The sequence below is a fragment of the Oerskovia paurometabola genome (assembly GCF_016907365.1).
GTDB classification, from domain to species: Bacteria; Actinomycetota; Actinomycetes; order Actinomycetales; family Cellulomonadaceae; genus Oerskovia; species Oerskovia paurometabola.
Map to the genome: position 1 here is coordinate 1,075,386 of NZ_JAFBBV010000001.1, position 25,260 is coordinate 1,100,645.

Genomic DNA, 25,260 nt, shown 5'->3' on the forward strand with positions numbered 1-25,260 from the left:
GGGCGGCCGGCAATCACGCCCGCGTGGGGTCAGCCGCGGGGGAGCGGCCCTCCCTGCTGGTCCACGAGGGGGAGCAGCCGCTCCAGCACGTCACCCGTCCGGAGCCCGTCGTGCTCGAACTCGTTCGTGACGAGCGCCTGCACGTTGCCCACCCGGGAGGCCGTGTCGAGCGACAGGTGGGCGTCGACGAACATGTCGTCGTAGTAGACCGCGGCCGCGACCGGGACCTCGTTGGCCGCGAGCGCGTCGAGGTCGTACAGCGCGGTCCAGTCCTCGCGCCGCGCCAGCTCCTCGGCCGCGCCGCGGAAGTCCCGCAGGCCCGCGATCTCCTCGAACATCCAGGGGTAGATCATCTCGCCCGTGAAGAGCAGCGGGCGGGCGTCGGGGGCGAACTGCGGGTGCTCGGCACGTACGCGCTCGGCGGCCCAGCCGGTCGCCCCGCGACCCGAGGCGTAGATCGACTCGTGCAGCACCGCGTACAGCGGGTTCGTCCGGTAGGACGTGAGGTCCCGGACCTCGCTGAGGAACGTGTCGCTCAGGTCGTCGTCACCGTGGTGGAACGCCTCGTCGAGCAGCCAGTGCACGCGCTCGAAGCCCGGCTTCATGCCGAAGTCCATGCCGAGCGTCTGGAGCCGACGCACCGACAGCGTGTCACCGTCGGGCAGCGTGACGTCACCCACCGCGATCCTGTCCGCGACACGCCCCAGGAGCGCGACGTCGTCGGGGTAGCGTGCCGCGAAACGGGCGTTCTTGGCCGCGGTGCGCGGGTACGTGCGGCGGTAGACCTCGGTCGCGTCGGCCTCGAGGCCCGCGAGGCCGCCCGTGACGTAGCAGGCCGCGAGGCCCTCGGGGGCGCGCGAGAGGTACGTGAGCGTGAGGAACCCGCCGTAGCTCTGGCCGAGGGACTCCCAGCGGCGACCGCCGAACAGGGTGCGCCGCAGGTGCTCGGCGTCCGCCACGATCGAGTCCGCGCGGAAGTGCGTGAGGTGCTCGGCCTGCGCGGCGGCGTCGCCGAGCCCCGCGAGCGCGCGCCCGCGCACGGCCGAGCTGCGGCCCGTGCCGCGCTGGTCGAGCAGGATCACCCGGTGCGTCGCGAGCATGGTCCCGACCCATCCCTCGGGGCCGGTCGGCCGCGGGCCCTTGCCGCCCGGGCCGCCCTGGAGGAAGACGAGCAACGGCAGGTCCTCGCGCCGCCGGACCGGGTCGACGAGCTCACGCGCGAAGATCGTGATCCGGCGCGGGTCCCGCTCGTCGAACCAGTCGAGGGGGACCTCGACCTCGTGGTCGGTCACGTGCATCCCGGGGAGGGTGTAGCTCACGGAGGTCATGGTGACGAGCCTAGCCACGAATGCCCCTGGACATGTCAGGACCAGCGTGACCTCGAGGTCACGCTGGTCCTGACAGGCGGTGGAGGCGAGAAGGGCTACTTCTCGACGTCCTCGTCGACCCAGTCGAGGGTCTTGCTCACGGCCTTCTTCCAGTTGCGGTAGAGGCGCTCGCGCTCGTCCTCGTCCATCGACGGGGTCCAGCGCTTGTCCTCGGCCCAGTTGGCGATGACGTCCTGCTCGCCCTGCCAGAACCCGACCGCGATGCCCGCGGCGTACGCGGCGCCGAGCGCCGTCGTCTCCGCGACCTTGGGCCGCACGACGTCCACGCCGAGCTGGTCCGCCTGGAACTGCATGAGCAGCTCGTTCTGGACCATGCCGCCGTCGACGCGCAGCTCGGTGAGGTCGACGCCCGAGTCCGCGTTCATGGCGTCCAGGACCTCACGGGTCTGGAACGCGACGGCCTCGAGCGCGGCGCGCGCGATGTGGTTCTTGTTGACGTAGCGCGTGAGGCCCACGAGGGCGCCACGGGCGTCGGAGCGCCAGTGCGGTGCGAACAGGCCCGAGAACGCGGGCACGAAGTACGCGCCACCGTTGTCGTCGACCTTGCGGGCGAGCCACTCGACGTCGGGCGCGTCGGAGAACATGCCCAGGTTGTCGCGCAGCCACTGGATGAGCGAGCCCGTGACGGCGATCGAGCCCTCGAGCGCGTAGCGGGCCGGCTGGTCGCCGATCTTGTAGCAGACCGTGGTCAGCAGGCCGTTCTTCGAGGCCACCTTCTCGGTGCCCGTGTTGAGGAGCATGAAGTTGCCCGTGCCGTACGTGTTCTTGGCCTGGCCGACCTCGAAGCACGCCTGGCCGAACGTCGCGGCCTGCTGGTCGCCCAGGATGCCCGCGATCGGGACCCCGGGGAGGAGCCCGCCGGGGCGCCCGTTCCCGTAGACCTCGGAGGACGACTTGATCTCGGGGAGCATCGAGAGCGGGATGCCCATGTCGGCCGCGATGTCCTCGCGCCACGACAGGGTGTCGAGGTCCATGAGCATGGTGCGCGACGCGTTCGTCACGTCGGTGACGTGCACCCCGCCGTCGACGCCGCCCGTCATGTTCCACAGGACCCAGGTGTCGGTGTTGCCGAACACGAGGTCGCCGGCGTCGGCCGCCGCGCGGGCGCCCTCGACGTTGTCGAGGATCCACTTGACCTTGGGGCCGGAGAAGTAGGTCGCGAGCGGCAGGCCCACGATCGCCTTGTACTTCTCGGGTCCCGCGTCGCCGCCGAGCTCGTCGACGATCTTCTGCGTGCGGGTGTCCTGCCAGACGATCGCGTTGTAGACGGGCTTGCCCGTCTTGCGGTTCCACACGACCGCGGTCTCGCGCTGGTTGGTGATGCCGACCGCGGCGATGTCGGTGTACGTGACGTTGGCGCGGGTCAGGGCCAGGCCGACGGCCTCGCGGACGTTGTTCCAGATCTGCTCGGGGTTGTGCTCGACCCAGCCGGCCCGCGGGAAGATCTGCTCGTGCTCGAGCTGGCCGGAGGAGACGATCTCCCCGGAGTGGTTGAAGACGATGGCCCGGGAGCTGGTGGTTCCCTGGTCGATGGCGAGAACGTAGTCGGCCATGGTGTGTCAGTCCTTCACGTCGGTGTGCTTGAGAGCGGGTGCCGCGCGGTGCGCGGCCGGGTGCGAGGGTGGCGTCGGGGCCCGCGAAGAGGCCCGACGGCGGGTGGTCGTGTGACCGGGGCGGGTCGCCCCGTCCCGGTCACACGGTGTGTGTCAGATGGCTGTCAGGAGCAGGCGCCCGGGGTCAGCCCCAGGCCTTGCCGAGGAGGCCGGCGAGCACGCCGCCGACGAGCGGGCCCGCGACCGGGACCCACGAGTAGGCCCAGTCGCTCGACCCCTTGCCCTTGATGGGCAGCAGGGCGTGGGCGATGCGCGGACCGAGGTCACGAGCAGGGTTGATGGCGTACCCGGTGGGACCACCGAGGGAGGCGCCGATACCGACCACGACCAGCGCGACCGCGAGCGGGCCGAGCCCCGAGGGGGTGTTGCCGGACGCGACGACGAAGAACACGAGCACGAACGTCGCGATGACCTCGGTGATGAAGTTCCAGCCGTACGAGCGGAGCTCGGGGCCCGTCGAGAAGACCGCGAGCTTGGTGGCGGGGGGCGCCTCCTCGTCGAAGTGCTTCTTGTACGCGATGAACGCGAGCACGGCACCGATGATCGCGCCGATCATCTGCGCACCGAAGTAGATGAACATGTTGCCCACGGTGGGCTCGATCGTGGCGGTGAGGATCCCTTCGGGGCCCGTCACCGAGTAGAACGGGCGGTCCGCGGTGAAGAGACCGATGGTGACCGCGGGGTTGAGGTGCGCCCCTGACTTGTACGCGACGTAGACGCCGGTGAAGACGGCGAGGCCCCATCCGAAGTTGATGAGGAGCCAGCCGCCGTTGAAGCCCTTGGTCTTGGGGAGGATCACGTTGGCTACGACGCCGGCACCCAGCAGGATCAGGGTCGCGGTGCCGAGTATCTCGGACCAGAAGGCGTTGAGGATGAGTGTGTCCATCAGATTCTCTCTTTCTTGGTGGACTTCGTTGTCGCAACCACCCCGACGCATCCGTGCGGCGGGGCCCCGGCGTGCGTCGCACTGCGCGCATCCGTGAGGTTGAGGGGTGCCGGTCCGGCTCCACCTCGCGCGAGTCGAGGCGGAGCCGGGGCCGGGCTATGAAGTTGTTCTCGGGGGAGCCGGCGCGGCTCCCGGGGCAGGTGCGTCGGTCGCGGTGGTCAGGCTCCGGAGAGGGGCTTGAGCGGGGCGACGTCGTCGGCGGCGAGGCGCGTGCGCTCGGCCGTGGCGTCGTCGGGCTCCTGCTCCGCCGCCTCCTCCGCGGCGGCGCGCGCGGTGTAGGACGCGATCTCCGCGGCCTTGCGCTCGTCGTCCCACCCGAGGAGCGGTGCCGCGATGTCGGCGATCTCCGGGAGGGCGCCGATCCCGCGGTCGAGCACCTCGTAGTTGAGCCGCGTACGGTGCAGCAGCAGGTCCTCGAGGTGCAGGGCTCCCTCGTGGGTCACGCCGTAGCTGATCTCGGCCCGCAGGTAGGCGGGCGCGTGCTCGAGCGGCCGTGCGAGCGTGGGGTCTGCCTCGCACAGGGCGACGATGTCGCGCAGGTTGGAGCCGTAGCGGTGCAGGAGGTGGTCCACCATCTGCGGGGTCCAGCCGAACTTCGAGGCCCACGGGCGGGCCTGGCGGCGGACGGCACCCAGACCGACGGCGCCGACCAGCGGGATCTTGTCCGTGATCGAGGGCAGTGCCGCGGAGCGCTGGCCGATCGCGAAGTCGACCGCGTCCTTGGCCATGACCCGGTAGGTCGTGAGCTTGCCGCCCGCGATGACCGTGAGGCCGGGCGTCGGGGAGGCCGTGGTGTGCTCGCGCGAGACCTTGGCCGAGCTCGTGCCCTCCTTGGTCCCGGGCTGGAGCAGCGGACGCAGGCCCGCGTAGGTGCCGATGATGTCGTCGCGTGTCAGGGGCTGGGCGAGGACCGCGTTGGCGTGCTCGAGGATGTAGTCGATGTCGGCGGCCGTCGCCACCGGGTGCGTGAGGTCCTGCTCCCAGGGGGTGTCGGTCGTGCCGATGACCCAGTAGCGGGACCACGGGATGATGAACAGGACCGACTTCTCGGTCTGCAGGATCAGTCCGACCTGGCCCTTGATGCGCTCGCGCGGGACGACGATGTGCACGCCCTTGGAGGCGAGGACGCGCAGTCCGCCCTCGGAGCCCGCGAGGGACTCGGTGTCCTCGGTCCACACGCCCGTCGCGTTGATGACGGCGCGGGCACGGACCGTGATGCGCTTGCCCGTCTCGAGGTCCTCGAGGATCGCGCCGTTGACCGCCCCGGTCGACCCCTTGGTCAGCTCGACCACCTGGGTGCGGGACGCGGCGTGCGCGCCGTAGGACGTCGCGGTGCGGACGAGCGTCGAGACCAGGCGCGCGTCGTCGACCGAGGCGTCCCAGTACTGGACGGCGCCGATCGCGGCGTCGTGCGCGAGGTCGGGGAACTTGCGCTCCATCTGCTTGCGCGAGAGGTGGCGGTGCAGGGGCAGGGCGCGCTTGCCGGGAGCCATGCTCGCGAGCGTGTCGTACAGCGCGATGCCGGCACCGACGTAGGCCCGCTCCCACACACGGTGCTCGAGCGGGTAGAGGAAGGGGACCGGGCGCACGAGGTGCGGCGCGAGGTCCTTGATGAGGAGGTCGCGCTCGGTCAGGGCCTCGTGGACGAGGTGGAAGTCGAGCATCTGGAGGTAGCGCAGACCTCCGTGGACCAGCTTGCTCGATCGGCTCGACGTGCCGGACGCCCAGTCCTGGCCCTCGACGATCGCGGTCGAGAGCCCGCGGGTCACGGCATCGAGGGCGATCCCCGCCCCGGTCACGCCGCCGCCGATCACGAGGACGTCGAGCTCCTGGTCCGCGCTCGTGCTCGCCTCGAGCGCGTTGAGCGCCCGCTGGCGAGACTCTGCGGTGAGTCTGCTGGAAGTCATCCGATGGCCTTCTCTCGTCGTCGATCTGGTGCGTCATCGGCGGGGTCCCGTGAAGGACTCCCTCCTGTGACGTTCCCACGGCTCCGCGTCCCGCGCTAGCGGTGCGTGGCGGGACCCAGGAGGGCACCGTGCCGCAGTACAGCGCTGTCGGAACGGCGCTGCACGTATTAACGTCAACATGTCAGGAACGAACGCGCAAGCGCAGTGCACAAACGTGCAGCCGGGGCGGTACCAGTGGCAGGAGACCAGCAGATGGCCGATCGGGAGCAGGACGTCCTCCGGGCAGCCTCGATGTACTACCTCCAGGACATGAAGATGGAGGCCATCGCCAAGCACCTGCGCACCTCGCGCTCGACCGTCTCGCGTCTGGTCAAGAGAGCGCGTGAGACGGGTCTGGTGGAGATCACGCTCCGGCCTACCCAGAGCAGGGCCCCCGGGCTCGGGGCGCACATCTCCGCCACCTACGGCATCGACGCCTACGTCGTCCCCGTCCCGGACTCGACCCAGCAGGTCGACCGGCTCGACCAGGTGGCTCTCACGACCGCCCGCCTGCTCGGGTCATGGTTCGACTCCGACATGATCCTGGGGATCGCGTGGGGCACCACGCTCGCGGCCGTCTCGCGACACCTGAGCCGCAAGCCGACGCGGGGCTCGGCCGTCGTGCAGCTCAACGGGGCGGCCAACACCCGTACGTCGGGGGTGCACTACGCGGGCGACCTCATCGCGGGGTTCGGCGAGGCGTTCGACGCGCACGTGCACCATTTCCCAGTGCCCGCGTTCTTCGACTACGCCGAGACCAAGCGGGCGATGTGGCGCGAGCGGTCGGTCCGGCGGGTGCTCGACGTCCAGCGACGCGCCGACGTCGCGCTGTTCTCGGTGGGGGCCGTCTCGGGCGGCGTGCCGAGCCACGTGTACTCGGCGGGCTACCTGGAGGCCGAGGACATCGCGGTCCTGGACGCCGAGGGCGTGGTCGGCGACGTGTGCACGGTCTTCCTGCGCGCCGACGGGACCTACAAGGACATCGCGCTCAACGAGCGGGCCACCGGTCCCGGGCCCGACGAGCTCAAGCGCATCCCGCAGCGCATCTGCGCGGTCGCGGGGGACAACAAGGTCGCCCCGCTGCGGGCAGCGCTGCGCGCGGGGGTCGTGACGCACCTCGTCGTCGACGAGATCACCGCCTCGCACCTGATCGAGCAGGAGACGGGGAGGATCGCGGTCGCACGGACACGGCTCGAAGGTATGCAGTCCGGTGCATGAGTACGCACCCGGCGTCGAGGAGGCGTAGATTGTCCGCGTGACGAGCAGCCCCACGCCCACCCTGACGCTCCGCCCCGCCCTGCCGGCCGACGTGCGCGCGATCCGATCGCTCGTCGAGCCGTACGCCGAGGAACGCATCCTGCTGGCCAAGGAGATGGTCGGCTACTACGAGGCGGTCCAGGAGTTCGTGGTCGCCGACGTCGGGGGACCGGATGCGCCCGAGGTCGTCGGGTGCGGCGCGCTGCACGTCATGTGGGACGACCTGGCCGAGATCCGCACGCTCGCGGTGGACCGCGCGTGGCTCGGCACCGGGGTCGGCCACCGCCTCGTGGTCGAGCTCCTCGACCGCGCGAGGGCTCTGGGCCTGAAGCGGGTCTTCTGCCTGACGTTCGAGGTCGACTTCTTCCGCGCGCACGGGTTCGAGGCGATCGAGGGCACCCCCGTCTCGCCCGACGTGTACGCCGAGCTCCTGCGCTCGCACGACGACGGCGTGGCCGAGTTCCTCGACCTCGCTCGGGTCAAGCCCAACACCCTCGGCAACACCCGGATGCTGATCACCCTCTGATCCCCCTCTGATCACCCTCCGAACGCCCGAGCGGGCAGTGCCTCAGGCCGGCAGCCGGTAGACGTCGCCGTCCTGTTCGAGCAGCCCGTCCTCGACCAGGCTCGCGACGCACCGCCCGAGCTGGGTCGCGTCGGGCCACAGCCCCGCGACCACCTCGCGGTGCACCGGACCGTCCGCCCCGCGCAGCGCGGCCATGACCCGGCCCCGCGCCTGCCGGTCGGTGCCCTCCCAGGCCTGGGTCCGGCGTCGGGCACCGTGCTCGTCCGGCGGGCTGCCCGCGGCGCGCCACGCGCAGCGGTCCGCGACCGGGCACGCCTCGCAGCGCGGCGAGCGCGCCGTGCACACCAGCGCGCCCAGCTCCATCGAGGCCGCGGCCCACAGCGCGGCGTCGGCGTCCTCGGCGGGAGCGACCTGCATCGCGAGCCGGCGCTCGGCCGCGGTGTAGGACGGTGCGGGAAGCGCCGTCCCCGACACGGCGCGCGCCAGGACCCGTCGCACGTTCGTGTCGACGACGACGGCCCGCCGCCCGTGCGCGAAGGCCGAGACGGCCGCGGCCGTGTACTCCCCGACGCCAGGCAGCGCGAGCAGCGCGTCGGCGTCCTGCGGGACGCGGCCCGCGTGACGCTCGACGACCGCCCGCGCGCAGTCCTGCAGGCGCAGCGCCCGGCGTGGGTAGCCGAGGCGCCCCCAGGCGCGCAGCACGTCGGCCGTCGAGGCTGCGGCCAGGTCCGCGGGCTCGGGCCACCGCTCCATCCAGGCGCGCCACGCGGGCTCGACCCGCACCACGGGCGTCTGCTGCAGCATGACCTCGCTGACCAGGACGCCCCAGGGCGAGCAGTCGTCGTGACGCCACGGCAGGTCGCGGGCGTTCGCCACGAACCACCGCCCGACGGCGTCGCGCAGGTCCGCGTGCGGGTCCGGGCCGGCGAGGGTCGTCAGGGGCGTGCGGGGGCCGGTCGAGCGGGTGGCGGCCGCAGGAGCGGACGTGGCGGGGGAGGGCGACGAGGGCGACATTGTCCGACCATTCTCACCGACGCGCGCGATCCGGTCGTCACCACGATGACCGTCGCGCGGTGTGGCAGCGCCGGAAGGGCGCCCGAGGGGACGTACCGCTGCCCCAGCGCAGGAAGCACCCGCGCCGACCGTCGAACGGAGCAGCACGTGAGCACGCCGCAGGGCACCCGGCCACCGACCGGGCCGACCCCGGGCCAGGGGCGACCCGCGGGCTCCGGCGCGGCGGCGTCGGGCAGACCCACGTCCAGGACCCTGCGGGTCCGCCGGGTCATGGCGCTCGTCCTGCTCGCCGTGATCGTCGTCGGAGTCGTGATGCTGGTCAAGGCCGCGATCGCGTTCGGGGCGGGCCTGCTCGCCGACGAACCGCAGGGCAAGGTCGCACCGCCCGCGCCCCAGGAGGTCACGGCGACCGGGTACAAGGCCTGCAAGGCCAAGGACGTGACGCTCTCGCTCACGGTCTCCAAGACCCAGTACGCGGTCGGCGAGCAGCCCTCCTTCACCACGACCCTCACGCACGTGGGACCCCGACCCTGCCTGATCGACGCCTCGTCCGCCGTCCAGGAGATCACGATCACGTCGGGCACCGACCGCATCTGGTCGTCGGCCGACTGCCCGGCCCCGTCGAAGGACCTGCTCATGGCACCGGGCGACGTGTGGCCCGAGACCCTCACGTGGAACAGGGACCGCTCGGCTCCCGGGTGCCCGACCGGTCTGCCCGCGACACAGGCGGGGAGCTACAGCGCCGTCGCGGCGTCGAACGAGGCCGAGGGGCTGACGAGCCCGGCCGTGCCGTTCACGCTCGTGGCTCCTGCACCCCCGCCCGAGGCACCCGCGAGCGAGGCCCCCACTGAGGGCGAGCCGCCGACGGACGGGACCGCTCAGGTCCCCGCGGAGGGCGCGGAACCTCCCGCAGGCGGAGCGGCGGCCCCCGAGGACGGGACCGGCACACCGGCGGGCGACGCGCCGCCGCAGGGCTGACGGCTCGCTGAACGACCGCTCACGGCTCGGCGCCTCGGGCCTCGCCCGAGCTGTGCGCTCGGGAAGGGCTAGACGTACCGCTCGAGGATGCTCGACTCGGCGAGGCGCGACAGGCCCTCGCGCACCGCACGCGCCCGCTGCTCGCCCACGCCGTCCACGGCCATGAGGTCGTCGATGCTCGCGGCCAGGAGCTTCTGCAGCCCGCCGAAGTGGGAGACCAGGCGGTCGATGATGGTGCCGGGCAGGCGGGGGACCTTGGACAGGAGCCGGTAGCCGTGCGGGGCGACCGCGGCGTCGAGAGCCTCTCCGCCGCCGGGGAGGTCGAGGACCCGGCCGATGAGCGTGAGGTCGAGGAGCTGCGTCGAGTCGAGGGCTCCGAGCGCGTTCTTGACGTCCGCGAGCGAGCGGTCCTTGCGGCCGAGCTCGACGTAGTCGCGGATGACGGACTCGCGGTCCGAGCCGATCCCGCCGATGAGCTCGTCGAGCTGGAGCGCGAGCAGGCGGCCGTCCGTGCCGAGCTCGACGACGTAGCCCGCGATCTCCTCGGAGATGCGGCCGACCATCTCGAGGCGCTGCACCACGGCGCACACGTCCCGGACCGTGACGAGGTCCTCGATCTCGAGGGCCGAGAGCGTGCCGCTGACCTCGTCGAGGCGGGCACGGTAGCGCTCGAGCGTCGCGAGGGCCTGGTTGGCGCGCGACAGGATGGTGTCCGAGTCCTCCAGCACGTAGCGCTGGCCGCCCACGTAGAGCGCGACGATCCGCATGGACTGGCTCACCGAGATCACGGGGAACCCGCACTGCTTGGCGACGCGCTCGGCCGTGCGGTGACGCGTGCCGGACTCGGTGGTCTCGATCGTCGCGTCCGGCAGGAGCTGGACCGCGGCGCGCAGGATGCGGTTGGCGTCCCGGTCGAGGACCACGGCGCCGTCCATCTTGGAGAGCTCGCGCAGACGGGTCGCGGAGAAGCCGACGTCCAGGACGAAGCCACCCGAGCACATGGTCTCGACGACCTTGTCGAGGCCGAGGACGATCAGTGCGCCCGTCCGGCCCCGCAGGATGCGCTCGAGGCCGTCACGGAGCTCGGTGCCCGGAGCCACTGCTGCGAGGGTCTCCCGGAGCATGTCGTCAGGGTGCACGGGGGAGTTGGCCACGTGGGCATCCTACGCTGCCGGGCCGTCCCAGGGGTGGGAAAACGCCCTCCGTGGGACATCCGCAGGTCACGATGGCGCAACGGTTCTCACTCGTCGAACCGGGTGCGCTCCTGCTGCGGCGGGAGGTGGCCACCCCGGGCGAGCTCGACGGCCTCGCCGAGGTGCTGCGCAGGCAGCACGGTCATGCCCGGAGGGGGCTTGGGCGAGGACCCGCGAGGCACCACCGCCCGCGTGAAACCGAGGCGTGCGGCCTCGCCCAGACGCCGATCCAGGCCCGAGACCGGGCGGATGTCGCCCGCGAGCCCGACCTCGCCGATCGCGATGGTCCCGGGCGGCATCACCTGGTCCTCGCGTGCCGAGAAGGTCGCGAGCGCGATCGCCAGGTCCGCGGCGGGCTCGGTGACGCGGGCACCGCCGATCGTCGAGACGTACACGTCCTGGTCGACGAGCCGGACCCCGGCGTGCCGGTGCATCACCGCGAGGATCATCGCGAGCCGGCTCGAGTCGACGCCGCTCGTGGTGCGTCGTGGGTTGGTCAGCGAGCTGGGCACCACGAGCGACTGGATCTCGAGCGCGAGGGGGCGGCGCCCCTCGAGCGTCACGGTGATGAACGTGCCGGGCGCCCCGGCCCCCGCGTGCGACATGAAGAGCCCGCTGGGGTCCGCGAGGCCCACGATCCCGGTCTCCGAGAGGTCGAAGCAACCGACCTCGTCGGTCGGCCCGTAGCGGTTCTTGACGGCCCGCACGAGGCGCAGTCGCGAGTGCCGGTCGCCCTCGAACTGGCACACGACGTCGACGAGGTGCTCGAGCGTGCGCGGTCCGGCGACCGACCCGTCCTTGGTCACGTGCCCCACGAGGATGACGGGCAGCTCCCGCTCCTTGGCCGCGGCGATGAGCGCTGCGGCGACCTCGCGGACCTGGCTCACGCCTCCGGGCGAGCCGTCGACCTGTGCCGAGGCGATCGTCTGGACCGAGTCGACGACGAGCAGCGCCGGGTCGGTGGCCTCGATGTGCCCGAGCACGGTCGCGAGGTCCGTCTCGGCCGCGAGCAGCAACCCCGGGGCCAGCGCCCCGACGCGCTCGGCGCGCAGCCTGACCTGCCCGGCGGACTCCTCGCCCGTGACGTACAGGACGGTGCGGGGCCGGGGCGCGGGACGTCCGGCGTCGTCCGGGGTGGTGGCCTTGTCGCTCACGCCCGCCGCGACGTTGCTCGCGACCTTGAGCAGCAGCGTCGACTTGCCCACTCCCGGCTCGCCCGCGAGCAGCACCACGGCCCCCGGGACCAGGCCGCCGCCCAGCACGCGGTCGAACTCGGCGACGCCCGTGGGCGTGGCGCGCGCGGTCTCGACGTCGATCTCCCCGATGGGACGCGCCGGGTTGCGGGTCGGGGCGACGGCCGCGGTGCGTGGCCCGGCGCTCGCCGCGGCCTCCTCCGTGACGGTGCCCCACTCCTGGCACTCGCCGCAGCGACCGACCCACTTGGCGGTGGTCCAGCCGCACTCGCTGCACCGGTAGGCGGGCTTTGCCGGGCGCTTGCTGGTGGCGCGCGAGGCGGAGGTCGATGTGGTCACGCGGTCACGCTAGCCGCCGGCACCCACACGTCCCCGCTCCCACCGGCTTCCCACCACCCGCGTCCCTCGGCCGAGGGGCGCGGGTGGTGCGTGCCGGTGCGTGCCGGCCGTCCCGATGGCGCAGCACGCGGCGCGTGCCCATCATGAACCCATGCGCAGGCTCCGGAAGGACAGCCCGTGGTGGACCGTCATCACCACGCTCGGCTCGCTCGCGGCGTGCCTGCTCCTCTACTACGGCGTGCCGCTCGGGGACTCCGACCGCGAGTGGGTGCAGATCCTGCTGTTCGCGGTCGGCTTCGTGGGGCTCTGCTACCTCATCAGGTTCCAGGTGCGCCGCCAGCTCCGCGCCGGGCGGGAGCCGAGCGTTCGGGTCCAGTCGGTCGTCGGGCTCCTCTCCCCGATCATCGTGTTCTTCTCGCTCGCCTACTACCTCCTGGCCATCCACAGCGACGCCGAGTTCGTGGGGATCGAGACCCGGACCGACGCGCTGTACTTCACGGTCGTCACGCTCGGGACCGTCGGGTTCGGGGACGTCCATCCGGTGGGGCAGGCGGCGCGCGTCATCACGATGGTCCAGATCCTGTTCGACCTGGCGGTCATCGGTGTGCTGGTCGCGGTCGCGACGCAACGGCTGAAGGAGCGCGCGGAGCTGCACCATCCGCATCCCCCCGGCGGGAATTGACCCGCGCGGGTCTGCGCGGCCTGCGTGGACCGGGGGCGCGTGCGCACTAGTCTGGCGCGGTCACAGCGTCGCCACGAGGAGAGTGCAATGAGCCAGCAGACGGGACGCCCGCGTCAGTCCACCCCGGCCGGGCCGGGGTTGCGGGACAGTCGCCACCACCGGGCTCGCTCGTCGGCCGTCTTCGCCCGACGGCGCCTGGTCGCCCTGGTCCTCCTGCTCGCTCTGGTAGGTGCCGTCGTCGCCCTCCTCGCCTTCGTGTGGCCCGGGTTCGCCGCGAGCGGCGGGGCCGAGGAGCCGGACGAGGTCACGGTGACCGCGCCGCCCGCGACCCCGACGATCGCACCGGTCGAGCGCACCGCGACGACCGAGCTGGCCAAGGCTCTCCCGGCGAGCGTGCTCCAGTTCGCGCTCCGCTCCGAGGCGCCGACCGAGGCGTACGTCGACGCGGGGGCGATCGAGGGTCACGAGCTGACCTACGCGGACGCCGAGGGCGAGGGGGCGACCAGCGTCACGGTGCTCGCGGGCCAGTGGGGCACCGACGACGAGGCGACGGCCGCGTACGACGAGCTGCTCGCGACGGCCGTCGCGGCCGGCGGTGCGGCCACGTCGACGGGGGACGTCGAGGTCGACGGTGAACCTGCCGGCGCCTACGCGGTCACCCCGGTCGCTCCCGTCGACGGCGCGGCCGCGACGGCGACGGTCACGTGGCGCAACGGCACGGTCGTCCTGCAGGCGACGGGGCCCGCCGACGAGATCGAGACGTTCTACACGGCGTTCCCCCTCTAGTCTGCGACGAGGGGCACCGAGGGAACGGTGGCCCTCCGGTGCTCGTCGTCGGTCTCGCCCCTTCGGCAGGCCCGCAGCGGTCGACCGGGACGCACGACGAGGAAGCAGGAGACGACCATGTCCACTTCGAGCACGACGACCCACCAGGCAGAGCCTGCCGGCCTCACCCCGCGGCTCGCGGTCCTCGGGACCGGTGTCATGGGGGAGACGGTTCTCGCGGGGGCGCTGCGCGCCGGCTGGTCGGCGTCCGACGTGGTCGCGACCGTACGACGCCCCGAGCGCGGCGAGGAGCTGCGCGAGCGTCATGGCGTGACCACGACGACCGACAACACCGAGGCCGTGCGCGGCGCGGGGCTGGTCGTGGTCGCCGTCAAGCCCAAGGACGTGGCCGCCCTGCTCGCGCAGGTCTCGGAGCACCTGGGCCAGGGTGCGGTCGTGGTGAGCGTCGTCGTCGGGCTCCGGGCGCGCTTCTACGAGGACAGGCTCCCGGCCGGGACGTCGGTCGTGCGCGTCATGCCCAACACGCCGTCGGTGATCGGCGCCGGGGTCAGCGCGGTCAGCGGCGGGTCGGCGGCGAGCGAGGACGACGTGCGCCTCGTCGAGCGGCTCCTGAGCGAGACGGGCCTCGTGGTGCGGGTCGCGGAGAAGGACCAGGACGCGGTCGGTGCGCTGTCGGGCTCCGGGCCCGCCTACGTCTTCTACGTCGTGGACGCGCTCGCCGAGGCCGGCGTGCTGCTCGGCCTGACACGGTCCGTGGCGCTCGAGCTCGCGACGGCGACCGTGCTGGGCTCGGCCAGGATGCTCGACGAGACGGGCGAGCACCCCGTGATCCTGCGCGAGAAGGTCTCCTCGCCCGGCGGGACCACGGTCGCGGCCCTACGGGCGCTCGACGAGGGCGGGGTCCGGGCCTCGTTCCTGTCCGCGCTCGAGGCGGCGCGCGACCGGTCCCAGGAGCTGGCTGCGGCCCTCGAGGAACGGTCGTGACCGGAGAGCCGGGGCGTGCTCGGCCCCCGGCGATGTCCGACGTCGCGGAGCTCGCCGGGGTCTCGCACCAGACGGTGTCCCGGGTCCTCAACGACCACCCGAGCGTGCGGCCGCAGACCCGCGATCGGGTCATGGACGCGATCGCGACGCTCGGCTACCGGCGCAACAGCGCGGCGCGCGCGCTTGCCACGGCGCGCTCGGGGACGATCGGCGTCGTGACGACGGGCTCGGCGCTGTACGGGCCGACGAGCACGCTCATCGCGGTCGAGGGCGCGGCGCGCGAGGAGGGCTACTTCGTGTCGGTCGCGACGATCCGCAGCTACGACGCCACGACCATGCACACGGTCCTCGAGCACTTCATGGCGCAGGGGGTCGAGGGGATCGTCGTCATCGCGCCCCAGACCGACGTCGCCGCCGCGGTGGACTCGTTCCGCGCGCCGGTGCCCGTCATCCTCATCGCGGCGCGCGAGCCGGGGGAGGTGTCGACCGTCGAGGATCGGGTCGGTGCAGCGAGCATCCTGCCCATCGCGGTGGATCAGCGCCTCGGAGCGCGACTGGCCACCGAGCACCTGCTGGACATGGGGCACCGCACGGTCGTGCACCTCAGTGGCCCTCTCGACTGGTTCGACGCGCGCGAGCGGGCCACGGGCTGGAACGACGCCCTCGCTGCGCGGGCGGTCCCGGAGGAGGAGCGGGAGATGATCCGGTGCACGTGGTCGTCAGACGCAGGGTACGAGGTCGGGCGGGGCCTGGCCGGGCGTGTCCTGGCCGGGGACGGGCCGAGCGCGGTCTTCGCGGGGAACGATCACCTGGCTCTCGGTGTCCTGCAGGCGTTCTGGGAGGCGGGGGTCGTGGTGCCGCGCGACGTGTCGGTCGTGGGGTTCGACGACGTCGAGGGGGCGGCGCACTTCATCCCGCCGCTCACGACGGTCCGCCAGCCCTTCGCCGAGCTGGGACGCCGGTGCATGGCGCTGCTGCTCGACGCCTTCGCGGGTGTGACGCCCGAGTCGACGCAGATCCCCCCGATCCTCGTGGTGCGGTCGAGCTCGGGGCCCGCCCTGACGGGAGCGGCCTCTGCGTAACGGTCCGGTCTCGGACCGGGCAGGTTCTTGACAGGGTCGGATGTGAGCGCTAACAATTGTCTCGTTCGGCACTAAGTTAGCGCTCACATCCTTGCGAGGCCGCAAGGGAGAACGACTGGAGACACACCAATGGCGGTGGAGCAGGCAGTGCAGCCCCCCTCGTACGTGATCGGCGTCGACTACGGGACGCTCTCGGGACGAGCGGTCGTGGTGCGCGTGAGCGACGGGGCCGAGATGGGCAGCGGGGTGCACGAGTACTCCCACGCCGTCATGGACACCGCGCTCGTCGCAGGACCCTTCGAGGGCACCGCCGGCCTGCCCCTCCCGCCCGAGTGGGCCCTGCAGGTGCCCTCCGACTACGTCGACGTCCTGCGCACCGCAGTCCCGGCCGCGCTGGTCGCGGCGGGGGTCGATCCCGTCGACGTGATCGGCATCGCGACCGACTTCACGGCCTGCACCATGGTCCCCACGACCGCCGACGGGACCCCGCTGTGCGAGCTCGAGCGGTTCGCGGACCGTCCCCACGCCTACGTCAAGCTGTGGAAGCACCACGCGGCCCAGGCACAGGCCGACCGCATCAACATCCTGGCGCACGAGCGTGGCGAGCAGTGGATCTCACGCTACGGCGGCCTGATCTCGTCGGAGTGGGAGTTCGCCAAGGGGCTCCAGCTCCTCGAGGAGGACCCCGAGGTCTACGCCGCGACCGACCACTGGGTCGAGGCCGCCGACTGGATCGTGTGGCAGCTCGGCGGGGTCTACGTGCGCAACGCGTGCACCGCAGGCTACAAGGGCATTTACCAGGACGGCCGCTACCCCTCGACCGAGTTCCTCGAGGCGCTCAACCCCGAGTTCGCGGGGTTCGTGGCCGACAAGCTCGAGCACGCGATCGGTCGGCTCGGCGAGGTCGCGGGCACGCTCACGGCCAAGGCGGCGGCCTGGACCGGACTGCCCGAGGGCATCGCGGTCGCGGTCGGCAACGTCGACGCGCACGTCACGGCTCCGGCCGCGCAGGCCGTCGAGCCCGGGCAGATGACCGCGATCATGGGCACGTCCACGTGCCACGTCATGAACGGCGAGGAGCTGCACGAGGTGCCCGGCATGTGCGGGGTCGTCGACGGCGGGATCGTCTCGGGCCTGTGGGGCTACGAGGCGGGGCAGAGCGGCGTCGGGGACATCTTCGGCTGGTTCGTCGACACCGCGGTCCCCGGCTCGTACGCGCAGGCGGCGGCGGACCGTGACCAGTCGGTGCACGAGTACCTCACCGATCTCGCGGCCGGCCAGGAGATCGGCGAGCACGGCCTCGTCGCGCTCGACTGGCACTCGGGCAACCGTTCGGTCCTGGTCGACCACGAGCTGTCGGGCCTGCTCGTCGGGCAGACGCTCGCGACCCGACCTGAGGACACCTACCGCGCGCTCCTGGAGGCCACGGCGTTCGGGACCCGGACCATCGTCGAGGAGTTCCAGCGCGCCGGCGTCCCGGTCGTCGAGCTGGTCGTCGCGGGCGGGCTGCTCAAGAACCGCCTGCTCATGCAGATCTACGCGGACGTGACGCGACTGCCGCTCAGCACGATCGACTCCGAGCAGGGGCCGGCGCTCGGGTCGGCGATCCACGCGGCCGTCGCCGCGGGCGCGTACCCCGACGTGCGCGCCGCCGCCCAGGTCATGGGACGGCGCACGGTCGCGGCCTACCTCCCGATCGAGGAGAACGCGGTGCGCTACGACGAGCTGTTCGCGCTCTACTCCGGGCTGCACGACCACTTCGGACGGCTCGAGACCCCCGGTGTCGACCCGGTCATGCACCGCCTCAAGGCGATCCGCCGCGAGGCGCGCTCGCTGCGCGCGGGCGTGGCGCCGTCGGGTACCGGCACGCGGGGCGTCGCTCTCGAGGGGGTCCCCGCATGAGCGCCACCACCAGCGCGACGGCGGAGCTCGCCCCCGCGGTCCGCGCGGCGGTCGAGGCCTCGCGCGAGCGGGTCGCGGCCCTGCACCGCGAGCTGACCCGCTACGAGCTCGTCGTCTGGACCGCAGGGAACGTCTCCGAGCGCGTCGAGGGTGCCGACCTGTTCGTCATCAAGCCGTCCGGCGTCGCGTACGACGACCTGACTCCCGGGTCGATGGTCGTGTGCGACCTCGACGGGAACCTGGTCGAGGGGACGCGCGCACCGTCGTCGGACACCGCGGCGCACGCGTACGTCTACCGGCACATGTCGCACGTCGGGGGGGTCGTGCACACGCACTCGACGTACGCGACCGCCTGGGCCGCGCGCGCCGAGCCCGTGCCGTGCGTCCTGACGATGATGGCCGACGAGTTCGGCGGCGAGATCCCCGTAGGACCCTTCGCGCTGATCGGCGACGACTCGATCGGCAAAGGCATCGTCGACACGCTCCGCACCTCGCGGAGCCCCGCCGTCCTGATGCGCAACCACGGCCCCTTCACGATCGGCAAGGACGCGCGCGGCGCGGTCAAGGCCGCCGTGATGTGCGAGGAGGTCGCGCGGACCGTGCACGTCGCGCGCCAGCTCGGCGAGCCGCTGCCCATCGCGCAGGGCGACGTCGACTCGCTCCACGACCGCTACCAGAACGTGTACGGCCAGGCGCCCGCGGGCGGTTGACCCCGGGCCCCGCCCACCCCACGACCAGAACCACCGCGTGCTATTTCAGTGAGGAAACGACGCACATGAAGAACCCCTTCGACACCAGGGAGATCTGGTTCCTGACCGGGAGCCAGGATCTCTACGGCGAGGAGACCCTCCGCCAGGTCGCAGCGCAGTCCCAGGAGATCGCGGCGGCGATCGACGCGTCGAGCGACGTCCCGGTCCGCATCGTCTGGAAGCCCGTGCTCAAGGACTCGGACGCGATCCGACGGGCCGCGCTCGACGCCAACGCGGACGACGCGTGCGTGGGGCTCGTCGTGTGGATGCACACGTTCTCCCCGGCGAAGATGTGGATCCGCGGGCTCGAGGCCCTCGGCACCCCGCTGCTCCACCTGCACACGCAGGCCAACGTCGAGCTGCCGTGGTCCGAGATCGACATGGACTTCATGAACCTCAACCAGGCCGCCCACGGCGACCGCGAGTTCGGGTACATCCAGTCGCGGCTCGGAGTCTCGCGCAAGACCGTCGTGGGTCACGTGAGCAACCCGGACGTCACCGCGAGGATCGGGACCTGGGCGCGCGCCGCGACGGCCTGGGCCGAGGTGGGCTCGCTGCGGCTCGCCCGGTTCGGCGACAACATGCGCGGCGTGGCCGTGACCGAGGGCGACAAGACCGAGGCCGAGGTCCGGTTCGGCGTCTCCGTCAACACGTGGGGCGTCAACGACCTCGTCGAACGGGTCGACGCGGTCGACGAGAGCGACGTCGACATCCTCGTCAAGGAGTACGTCGGGATGTACGACGTGGCCCCCGAGCTGCTCCCCGGTGCGGAGAGGCACGCGTCGCTGCGCTACGGGGCACGCATCGAGCTGGGGCTGCGCTCCTTCCTCGAGGAGGGCGGGTTCGGCGCCTTCACGACGAACTTCGAGGACCTGGGTGGGCTGCGCCAGCTCCCTGGGCTCGCCGTCCAGCGCCTCATGGCTGACGGCTACGGGTTCGGCGCGGAGGGGGACTGGAAGACCGCGCTGCTCGTTCGCGCCGCGAAGGTCATGGGCCACGGGCTGCCCGGCGGGGCCTCGCTCATGGAGGACTACACCTACGACATGGTGCCCGGTGCCGAGCGGATCCTCGGGGCGCACATGCTCGAGGTCTGCCCGAGCCTCACGACGGCGCGGCCCCGCCTCGAGGTGCACGCGCTGGGGATCGGGGGCCGCGAGGACCCCGTGCGGCTCGTGTTCGACACCGACGCGGGTCCCGCTCTCGTCGTCGCCCTGAGCGACATGCGCGAGCGGTTCCGCCTCGTGGCCAACGTGATCGAGGTCGTGGCGCCGGAGCACGACCTGCCCAGGCTGCCCGTGGCACGTGCCCTGTGGGAGCCCGCGCCGAGCTTCGCGGTCTCGGCCGAGGCGTGGCTCACCGCGGGAGGCGCGCACCACACCGTCATGACCACGGCCCTGGGGCTCGAGGCCTTCGAGGACTTCGCCCAGATCGCCGGCACGGAGCTCGCCGTGATCGACGAGTCCACGACCACCCGGTCCTTCGCGCGAGAGCTGCGATGGAACCAGGCGTACTACCGGCTCGCGCAGGGCTTCTGAGGACGGACCTGCTCGTAGACCGGACGCAGTGCGGGGGGACCCGGGCGATGGGGAACACTTACCGCCCGGTAGCCCCGGTAGGCCGAGCGCTCGTGTGAGCGCTCACCACGCACGACCGACCATCCCATCGACTGACAGGGCTCAGGCCCGCAAGAACCGTTCGACGCCCACGGCGGGCGCAGCGGGACATCTCAAGGAGGAGATCATGTTCAACAAGACCACGGCACGCGTGCGGTTCACCGGGATCCTCGCAGGCGCAGCGGTCCTCGCGCTCGCGGCCTGCAGCGGCGGCAGCACCGACTCGGCCGACGGCACCGCCGGAGCGGGCGGAGGCGGCGAGAACATCCGCGTCGGCTTCTCCCAGCTCGGCGCGGAGAGCGGCTGGCGCACCGCCAACACCGAGTCGGTCAAGGCCAACCTCACGGCCGAGAACGGCATCGACCTGACGTTCGTCGACGCGCAGCAGAAGCAGGAGAACCAGATCAAGGCCCTCCGCGACTTCATCGACCAGGACGTCGACGTCATCGCGTTCTCCCCGGTCATCGAGACCGGATGGGACGAGGTCCTCCAGGAGATCAAGGACGCCGAGATCCCCGTCGTCCTCGTGGACCGCACGGTCGACACCACGGTCGAGGACCCGTTCGTCACCTGGATCGGCGCCGACTTCACGGCAGAGGGAGTCACCGCGGGCGAGTGGGTCGCGGAGAACGCACCCGACGCCAAGGTCTTCGAGCTCCAGGGCACCATGGGCTCGGGCGCCCAGACCAACCGTCAGGAAGGCTTCCGCTCGGTCGTCGAGGACCAGATCGTCGGCGAGGCGACCGGCAACTTCACGCGCGCCGAGGGCAAGGCGGCCACCGAGGCAGCACTCCAGGCATACCCCGACATGAACCTCATCTTCGCCCACAACGACGACATGGGCCTCGGCGCCATCGAGGCCATCGAGGCCGCGGGCAAGGTCCCGGGCAAGGACATCCAGATCGTCACGGTCGACGGGGTCAAGGACGGCCTGACCGCTCTCCTCGACGGCAAGTTCAACTTCGTGGTCGAGTGCAACCCGGCCTTCGGCGACCAGCTCCTCGAGCTCATCAAGCAGGTCGCGGCCGGCGAGGACGTGGAGAAGGAGACCATCGTCGTCGACCAGGCGTTCGACCAGACCATCACGCAGGACGTCATCGACGCCCGCTCGTTCTGACGCGCAGCACCTGACGGCCCGCCCGGTCGCCGCCCTCCTCGGCGCGGCGACCGGGGCGGGCGCACACACCGCGCGGCAGGGACGAGCCCTCGTCCCTGCCGGCCGGTGCCTGAGCTCCATCCCCTTCCCCAGGACGGAAGAACACATGTCAACGACGACCGCCGCGTACGCGGCGCCCGTGGTGGAGATGACCGGGATCACCATCGAGTTCCCGGGCGTCAAGGCTCTCGACGGCGTCGACCTCACCCTCCGCCCCGGCGAGGTCCACGCCCTCATGGGTGAGAACGGCGCCGGCAAGTCCACCCTCATCAAGGCCCTCACGGGGGTCTACCAGATCGACGCGGGCCGCATCGTGGTCTCGGGTGCCGAGCACCGGTTCACGCGGACCCGCGACTCCCAGGACGCGGGCATCAGCACCGTGTACCAGGAGGTCAACCTCTGCTCGAACCTCTCGGTCGCCGAGAACATCATGCTCGGGCACGAGATCCGGTTCGGTCCCTTCATCAACTGGCCCGCGACGCGCCGCAAGGCCCGCGAGCACCTCGCCCTCCTCAACCTGGACATCGACCCCTCGTCGGCTCTGTCCTCCCACTCGATCGCCGTGCAGCAGCTCTGCGCGATCGCGCGGGCCATGGTCGTCGACGCGAAGGTCCTGATCCTCGACGAGCCCACCTCGAGCCTCGACAAGGCCGAGGTCGCCGAGCTCTTCGACGTGATCCGCTCGTTGCGGGACAAGGGCGTCGCGATCCTCTTCGTGTCGCACTTCCTCGACCAGATCTACGAGATCACCGACCGCCTGACGATCCTGCGCAACGGACGCCTCATCTCCGAGCACCTCACGAAGGAGCTTCCGCGCATGGAGCTCATCTCCGCGATGATCGGCAGGTCCGGTGAGGCCCTGGCCGACGTCGAGGAGCGCGCGCACCGCGTCGCCTCCGAGCACGACGAGGAGCCTCTGCTCCGGGCCGTCGCGCTGGGACGCGACGGCTCGGTCGAACCGTTCGACCTCGACGTGCACGCGGGCGAGATCGTCGGCGTCGCGGGCCTGCTCGGCTCGGGCCGCACGGAGGTCGCCCGCCTCCTCTACGGCGCCGACAGGGCGGGCAGCGGAAAGCTGACCTTCGACGGCGCGACGCGAGGCGCGGCCCCCCTGACCTCGATCAAGCGAGGCGTCGCGTTCTCCTCGGAGGACCGCAAGAAGGAGGGCATCATCGGTGACCTCACGGTCCGCGAGAACATCGCCCTCGCGATGCAGGCGAGCCGCGGCCCGTGGCGCCCCATCCCGGCCAAGGAGCTGGACGCGGTCGTCGACCGCTACATGAAGGCGCTCAACGTCTACCCGGCGAACCCGAACATGCTCATCAAGAACTTGTCGGGCGGCAACCAGCAGAAGGTACTCCTGGCCCGCTGGCTCGCGACCGCACCGCGCCTCATCATCCTCGACGAGCCCACGCGTGGCATCGACGTGGGGGCCAAGGCCGAGATCCAGCGGCTCGTCGCCGAGCTGGCAGGTGACGGGATGGGCGTGGTCTTCATCTCGTCCGAGCTCGACGAGGTGCTGCGCCTGAGCCAGCGCGTCGTCGTCATGCGTGACCGCCAGAAGATCGGCGAGATCACCAACGGCCCGGACGTCACGTCCACCACGATCCTCGAGACGATCGCAGCGAGCGGGAGCGCATCATGAGCACGACCACCACGACTCCGACGACGCCGTCGGCGTCGCCGCCCGTGTCCGGCGGTCCCGCACCGCGGGGCGCCCAGGGCGCGCTGCGCCGCGTGACGCACCACCACCTGTTCTGGCCTGTCGTCGCGCTCGTCGTCATGCTCCTCGCGTGCGGCCTGCGCAGCCCCGGTTTCCTCGACGTGACGATCATGGACGGCCACCTGTTCGGCCAGCTGATCGACATCATGCGGGCGAGCGCGACCCCGCTCCTGCTCGGCATCGGCATGTGCCTCGTGATCGCGACGGGCGGTATCGACCTCTCGGTGGGCGCCGTCATGGCGATCTCGCTCGCGGTGTCGCTGACCTACATCGACGCGAGCGGCACGGGTGGGACGGTCGGCACGGCCCTGACCGCGGTCGCGATCGGCCTCCTGGTCGCCGCGGTGATCGGTGCGTTCAACGGCTTCCTGGTCACGGTCCTGGGCATCCAGCCGTTCATCGCGACCATGATCCTCATGGTCGCGGGTCGGGGCATCGCGATGCTCATCACCAAGGGCCAGATCACCACGACCACGAGCCCGCCCTTCAAGTCGATCGGCTCGGGCTTCGTCCTGGGCATCCCGACCCCCGTGGTCATCGCCGCGGTCGTGTTCGCCCTGGTCGCGCTGCTGGTGCGTCGGACGGCCCTCGGCATGCTGGTCGAGTCCATCGGCATCAACCGCGAGGCCAGCCGCCTCGCGGGCGTCCAGTCGCGCAACATCACGTGGTTCGTCTACCTGCTGTGCGGCCTCCTGGCCGGGCTCGCGGGGATCGTCTACGGCGCGCCGACGATGGCGGCCGACGCCAACAACATCGGCCTCATGAAGGAGCTCGACGCGATCATGGTCGTCGTCCTGGGCGGCACCAAGCTCGACGGCGGCAAGTTCAGCCTCGCGGGCGTGGTCGTCGGGGCGCTGCTCCTGTCGACGCTCGAGCGGGCCGTGGTCATCTTCCACATCAGCTCGCAGATCACGCCGCTGTTCAAGGCGCTCGTGCTGATCGTCGTGTGCATCGCGGCGTCCGAGCGTCTGCGCTCGCTCCTCACGTCCCGACGACCGAGGAAGCGACCCACCCTGGGCGCGGGCACGGCGACGACGAGTGTGAAGGGGGTCGCAGCATGAGCACCGTCCAGACGGCGCCCCGGGCGTCCAAGAATCCCCACGAGGGCAAGGGGCCGCGCGGAGGCCACGACACGGGCTTCGTCGCCCGCCTCATGACCAACCCTGTGGTCCGCAGGCTCTCGGACCGCCGGCTCCTGCCCGTCACGGGCACGCTCGTGGCCCTCGCGGTCATCCTGATCGTGGGGCAGGTCCGTTACAGCACGGACCGCCGCGACTTCCTGAGCATGCGGCTCTTCTCCAACCTGCTCGTCGACAACTCGTACCTGATCGTCCTGGCGATCGGCATGACGTTCGTGATCATCACGGGTGGGATCGACCTGTCGGTCGGTGCCGTGGTCGCCCTCGTCGGCCTGGTCGTTGCCAAGCTCCTGATCGCGGGAGCGCCGCTCCCCGTGGTCCTGATCCTGGGCGTGCTGATCGGCACGACGTTCGGCCTGCTGATCGGCGTGATGGTCCAGTACTTCGACATACAACCCTTCATCGCCTCGCTCGCCGCGATGTTCCTCGCGCGCGGCCTGGCCAACGTCGTGAGCGTCCAGTCGCTCGCGATCAAGGACGAGGGCTTTGCGGCCCTGGCCTCGTGGAAGATCAAGTTCGGCGAGGGTCGTGAGGCCTGGAGCATCAACCTGAGCATGGTCGTCGCGTTCGTGGTCCTGCTGATCGCGATCTACCTGCTGCACTACACGCGCTTCGGCCGCACGGTCTACGGGCTGGGCACGGGTGACAACGGCACGGCCGTGAACCTCATGGGTCTCAAGGGCAGCTCGACCAAGGTGTGGGTCTACGTGATCAGCGGCACGTGTGCCGGGATCGCGGGCATCCTGTTCGCCCTCTACACCAAGTCGGGCTTCAACCTCACGGGCATCGGCATGGAGCTCGACGCGATCGCGGCGGTCGTGATCGGTGGCGCGCTCCTGACGGGCGGCGGCGGGTTCGTCCTGGGGTCGGTCGCGGGCGTGCTCGTCTACGGGCTGATCCAGGTGCTCATCGCCCGCGAGGGCCTGGACTCCTGGTGGACCAAGGTCTTCATCGGCGTGGTCCTGCTCGCGTTCGTCCTGCTGCAGCGGGCCATGACGTTCCGTCAGGGACGAGGGGCCGCCACCTAGCCCCCCCCAGCACCACCGCCTCG

At 71.6% G+C, this 25,260-nt stretch carries 21 protein-coding genes; 14 read left to right on the forward strand and 7 right to left on the reverse strand.

What is annotated here, in order from left to right; translation table 11 throughout:
• Positions 1–29 precede the first annotated feature (29 nt).
• The 4 genes from JOD48_RS04855 to JOD48_RS04870 all read right to left on the reverse strand — a co-directional run bounded on the left by JOD48_RS04855 (position 30) and on the right by JOD48_RS04870 (position 5,854).
• Positions 30–1,328, reverse strand: a complete 1,299-nt coding sequence (locus JOD48_RS04855) for an alpha/beta fold hydrolase (protein ID WP_204807825.1) — start codon at positions 1,326–1,328, stop codon at positions 30–32.
• 95 nt (positions 1,329–1,423) lie between these two features.
• On the reverse strand, positions 1,424–2,941 hold the full coding sequence (gene glpK, locus JOD48_RS04860; RefSeq protein WP_204807827.1) for a glycerol kinase GlpK: 1,518 nt from the start codon (positions 2,939–2,941) through the stop codon (positions 1,424–1,426).
• A 184-nt stretch (positions 2,942–3,125) separates the two neighbouring features.
• Positions 3,126–3,887 carry an MIP/aquaporin family protein gene (locus JOD48_RS04865; protein WP_191791687.1) on the reverse strand — a complete coding sequence of 254 codons (762 nt, stop codon included), beginning with the start codon at positions 3,885–3,887 and terminating at the stop codon, positions 3,126–3,128.
• A gap of 218 nt (positions 3,888–4,105) precedes the next feature.
• Positions 4,106–5,854 carry a glycerol-3-phosphate dehydrogenase/oxidase gene (locus JOD48_RS04870; RefSeq protein ID WP_191791688.1) on the reverse strand — a complete coding sequence of 583 codons (1,749 nt, stop codon included), beginning with the start codon at positions 5,852–5,854 and terminating at the stop codon, positions 4,106–4,108.
• A 252-nt stretch (positions 5,855–6,106) separates the two neighbouring features.
• On the opposite strand from JOD48_RS04870, the gene JOD48_RS04875 reads away from it, so the two are divergent.
• Positions 6,107–7,111 carry a sugar-binding transcriptional regulator gene (locus JOD48_RS04875; RefSeq protein ID WP_191791689.1) on the forward strand — a complete coding sequence of 335 codons (1,005 nt, stop codon included), beginning with the start codon at positions 6,107–6,109 and terminating at the stop codon, positions 7,109–7,111.
• 37 nt (positions 7,112–7,148) lie between these two features.
• Positions 7,149–7,676 (forward strand): amino-acid N-acetyltransferase, encoded by a 528-nt coding sequence (locus JOD48_RS04880; protein ID WP_191791690.1) that lies wholly within the window; start codon positions 7,149–7,151, stop codon positions 7,674–7,676.
• A 42-nt stretch (positions 7,677–7,718) separates the two neighbouring features.
• Here the strand turns inward: JOD48_RS04880 and JOD48_RS04885 are convergent, their stop codons facing one another.
• Positions 7,719–8,690, reverse strand: a complete 972-nt coding sequence (locus JOD48_RS04885) for an iron-sulfur binding domain-containing protein (protein WP_204807830.1) — start codon at positions 8,688–8,690, stop codon at positions 7,719–7,721.
• Between the two features lie 147 nt (positions 8,691–8,837).
• Between JOD48_RS04885 and JOD48_RS04890 the strand changes: the two genes are divergently transcribed.
• The gene (locus tag JOD48_RS04890) at positions 8,838–9,668 is read left to right on the forward strand and encodes a hypothetical protein (protein ID WP_204807832.1); all 831 of its coding nucleotides are present in this window, start codon (positions 8,838–8,840) and stop codon (positions 9,666–9,668) included.
• Between the two features lie 68 nt (positions 9,669–9,736).
• On the opposite strand, the gene disA is transcribed toward JOD48_RS04890, so the two are convergent.
• Together disA and radA are read right to left on the reverse strand one after the other, a co-directional pair.
• Positions 9,737–10,792 carry a DNA integrity scanning diadenylate cyclase DisA gene (gene disA / locus JOD48_RS04895; RefSeq protein WP_191791764.1) on the reverse strand — a complete coding sequence of 352 codons (1,056 nt, stop codon included), beginning with the start codon at positions 10,790–10,792 and terminating at the stop codon, positions 9,737–9,739.
• Positions 10,793–10,908: 116 nt separating this feature from the next.
• Complete coding sequence (gene radA / locus JOD48_RS04900) at positions 10,909–12,393, reverse strand: DNA repair protein RadA (RefSeq protein WP_204807834.1); 1,485 nt, start codon at positions 12,391–12,393, stop codon at positions 10,909–10,911.
• Between the two features lie 151 nt (positions 12,394–12,544).
• Between radA and JOD48_RS04905 the strand changes: the two genes are divergently transcribed.
• The 11 genes from JOD48_RS04905 to JOD48_RS04955 all read left to right on the forward strand — a co-directional run bounded on the left by JOD48_RS04905 (position 12,545) and on the right by JOD48_RS04955 (position 25,237).
• Positions 12,545–13,075 carry a potassium channel family protein gene (locus tag JOD48_RS04905; protein WP_191791694.1) on the forward strand — a complete coding sequence of 177 codons (531 nt, stop codon included), beginning with the start codon at positions 12,545–12,547 and terminating at the stop codon, positions 13,073–13,075.
• An 87-nt stretch (positions 13,076–13,162) separates the two neighbouring features.
• Complete coding sequence (locus tag JOD48_RS04910) at positions 13,163–13,861, forward strand: hypothetical protein (protein ID WP_204807836.1); 699 nt, start codon at positions 13,163–13,165, stop codon at positions 13,859–13,861.
• Between the two features lie 117 nt (positions 13,862–13,978).
• Entirely contained in the window at positions 13,979–14,845 is an 867-nt protein-coding gene (proC, locus tag JOD48_RS04915; protein WP_191791696.1) for a pyrroline-5-carboxylate reductase, read from the forward strand.
• Positions 14,842–15,927 (forward strand): LacI family DNA-binding transcriptional regulator, encoded by a 1,086-nt coding sequence (locus JOD48_RS04920; RefSeq protein WP_307823975.1) that lies wholly within the window; start codon positions 14,842–14,844, stop codon positions 15,925–15,927. The genes proC and JOD48_RS04920 overlap by 4 nt, the downstream gene beginning before the upstream one ends.
• A 147-nt stretch (positions 15,928–16,074) precedes the next feature.
• Entirely contained in the window at positions 16,075–17,829 is a 1,755-nt protein-coding gene (araB, locus tag JOD48_RS04925) for a ribulokinase (RefSeq protein WP_307823976.1), read from the forward strand.
• Positions 17,826–18,539, forward strand: coding sequence for an L-ribulose-5-phosphate 4-epimerase (locus JOD48_RS04930; RefSeq protein ID WP_191791698.1), 714 nt, complete (start codon positions 17,826–17,828; stop codon positions 18,537–18,539). The genes araB and JOD48_RS04930 overlap by 4 nt, the downstream gene beginning before the upstream one ends.
• A 65-nt stretch (positions 18,540–18,604) precedes the next feature.
• Positions 18,605–20,113 carry an L-arabinose isomerase gene (gene araA, locus JOD48_RS04935; protein WP_204807840.1) on the forward strand — a complete coding sequence of 503 codons (1,509 nt, stop codon included), beginning with the start codon at positions 18,605–18,607 and terminating at the stop codon, positions 20,111–20,113.
• Between the two features lie 205 nt (positions 20,114–20,318).
• Positions 20,319–21,308, forward strand: coding sequence for an ABC transporter substrate-binding protein (locus tag JOD48_RS04940; RefSeq protein WP_191791700.1), 990 nt, complete (start codon positions 20,319–20,321; stop codon positions 21,306–21,308).
• Positions 21,309–21,453: 145 nt separating this feature from the next.
• On the forward strand, positions 21,454–22,992 hold the full coding sequence (locus tag JOD48_RS04945; RefSeq protein WP_204807842.1) for a sugar ABC transporter ATP-binding protein: 1,539 nt from the start codon (positions 21,454–21,456) through the stop codon (positions 22,990–22,992).
• Positions 22,989–24,131, forward strand: coding sequence for an ABC transporter permease (locus JOD48_RS04950; RefSeq protein WP_191791702.1), 1,143 nt, complete (start codon positions 22,989–22,991; stop codon positions 24,129–24,131). Before JOD48_RS04945 ends, JOD48_RS04950 begins: the two co-directional genes overlap by 4 nt.
• Positions 24,128–25,237: an ABC transporter permease subunit gene (locus JOD48_RS04955; protein ID WP_239527333.1), complete on the forward strand. Its 1,110-nt coding sequence runs from the start codon at positions 24,128–24,130 to the stop codon at positions 25,235–25,237. The genes JOD48_RS04950 and JOD48_RS04955 overlap by 4 nt, the downstream gene beginning before the upstream one ends.
• Positions 25,238–25,260: the final 23 nt, after the last annotated feature.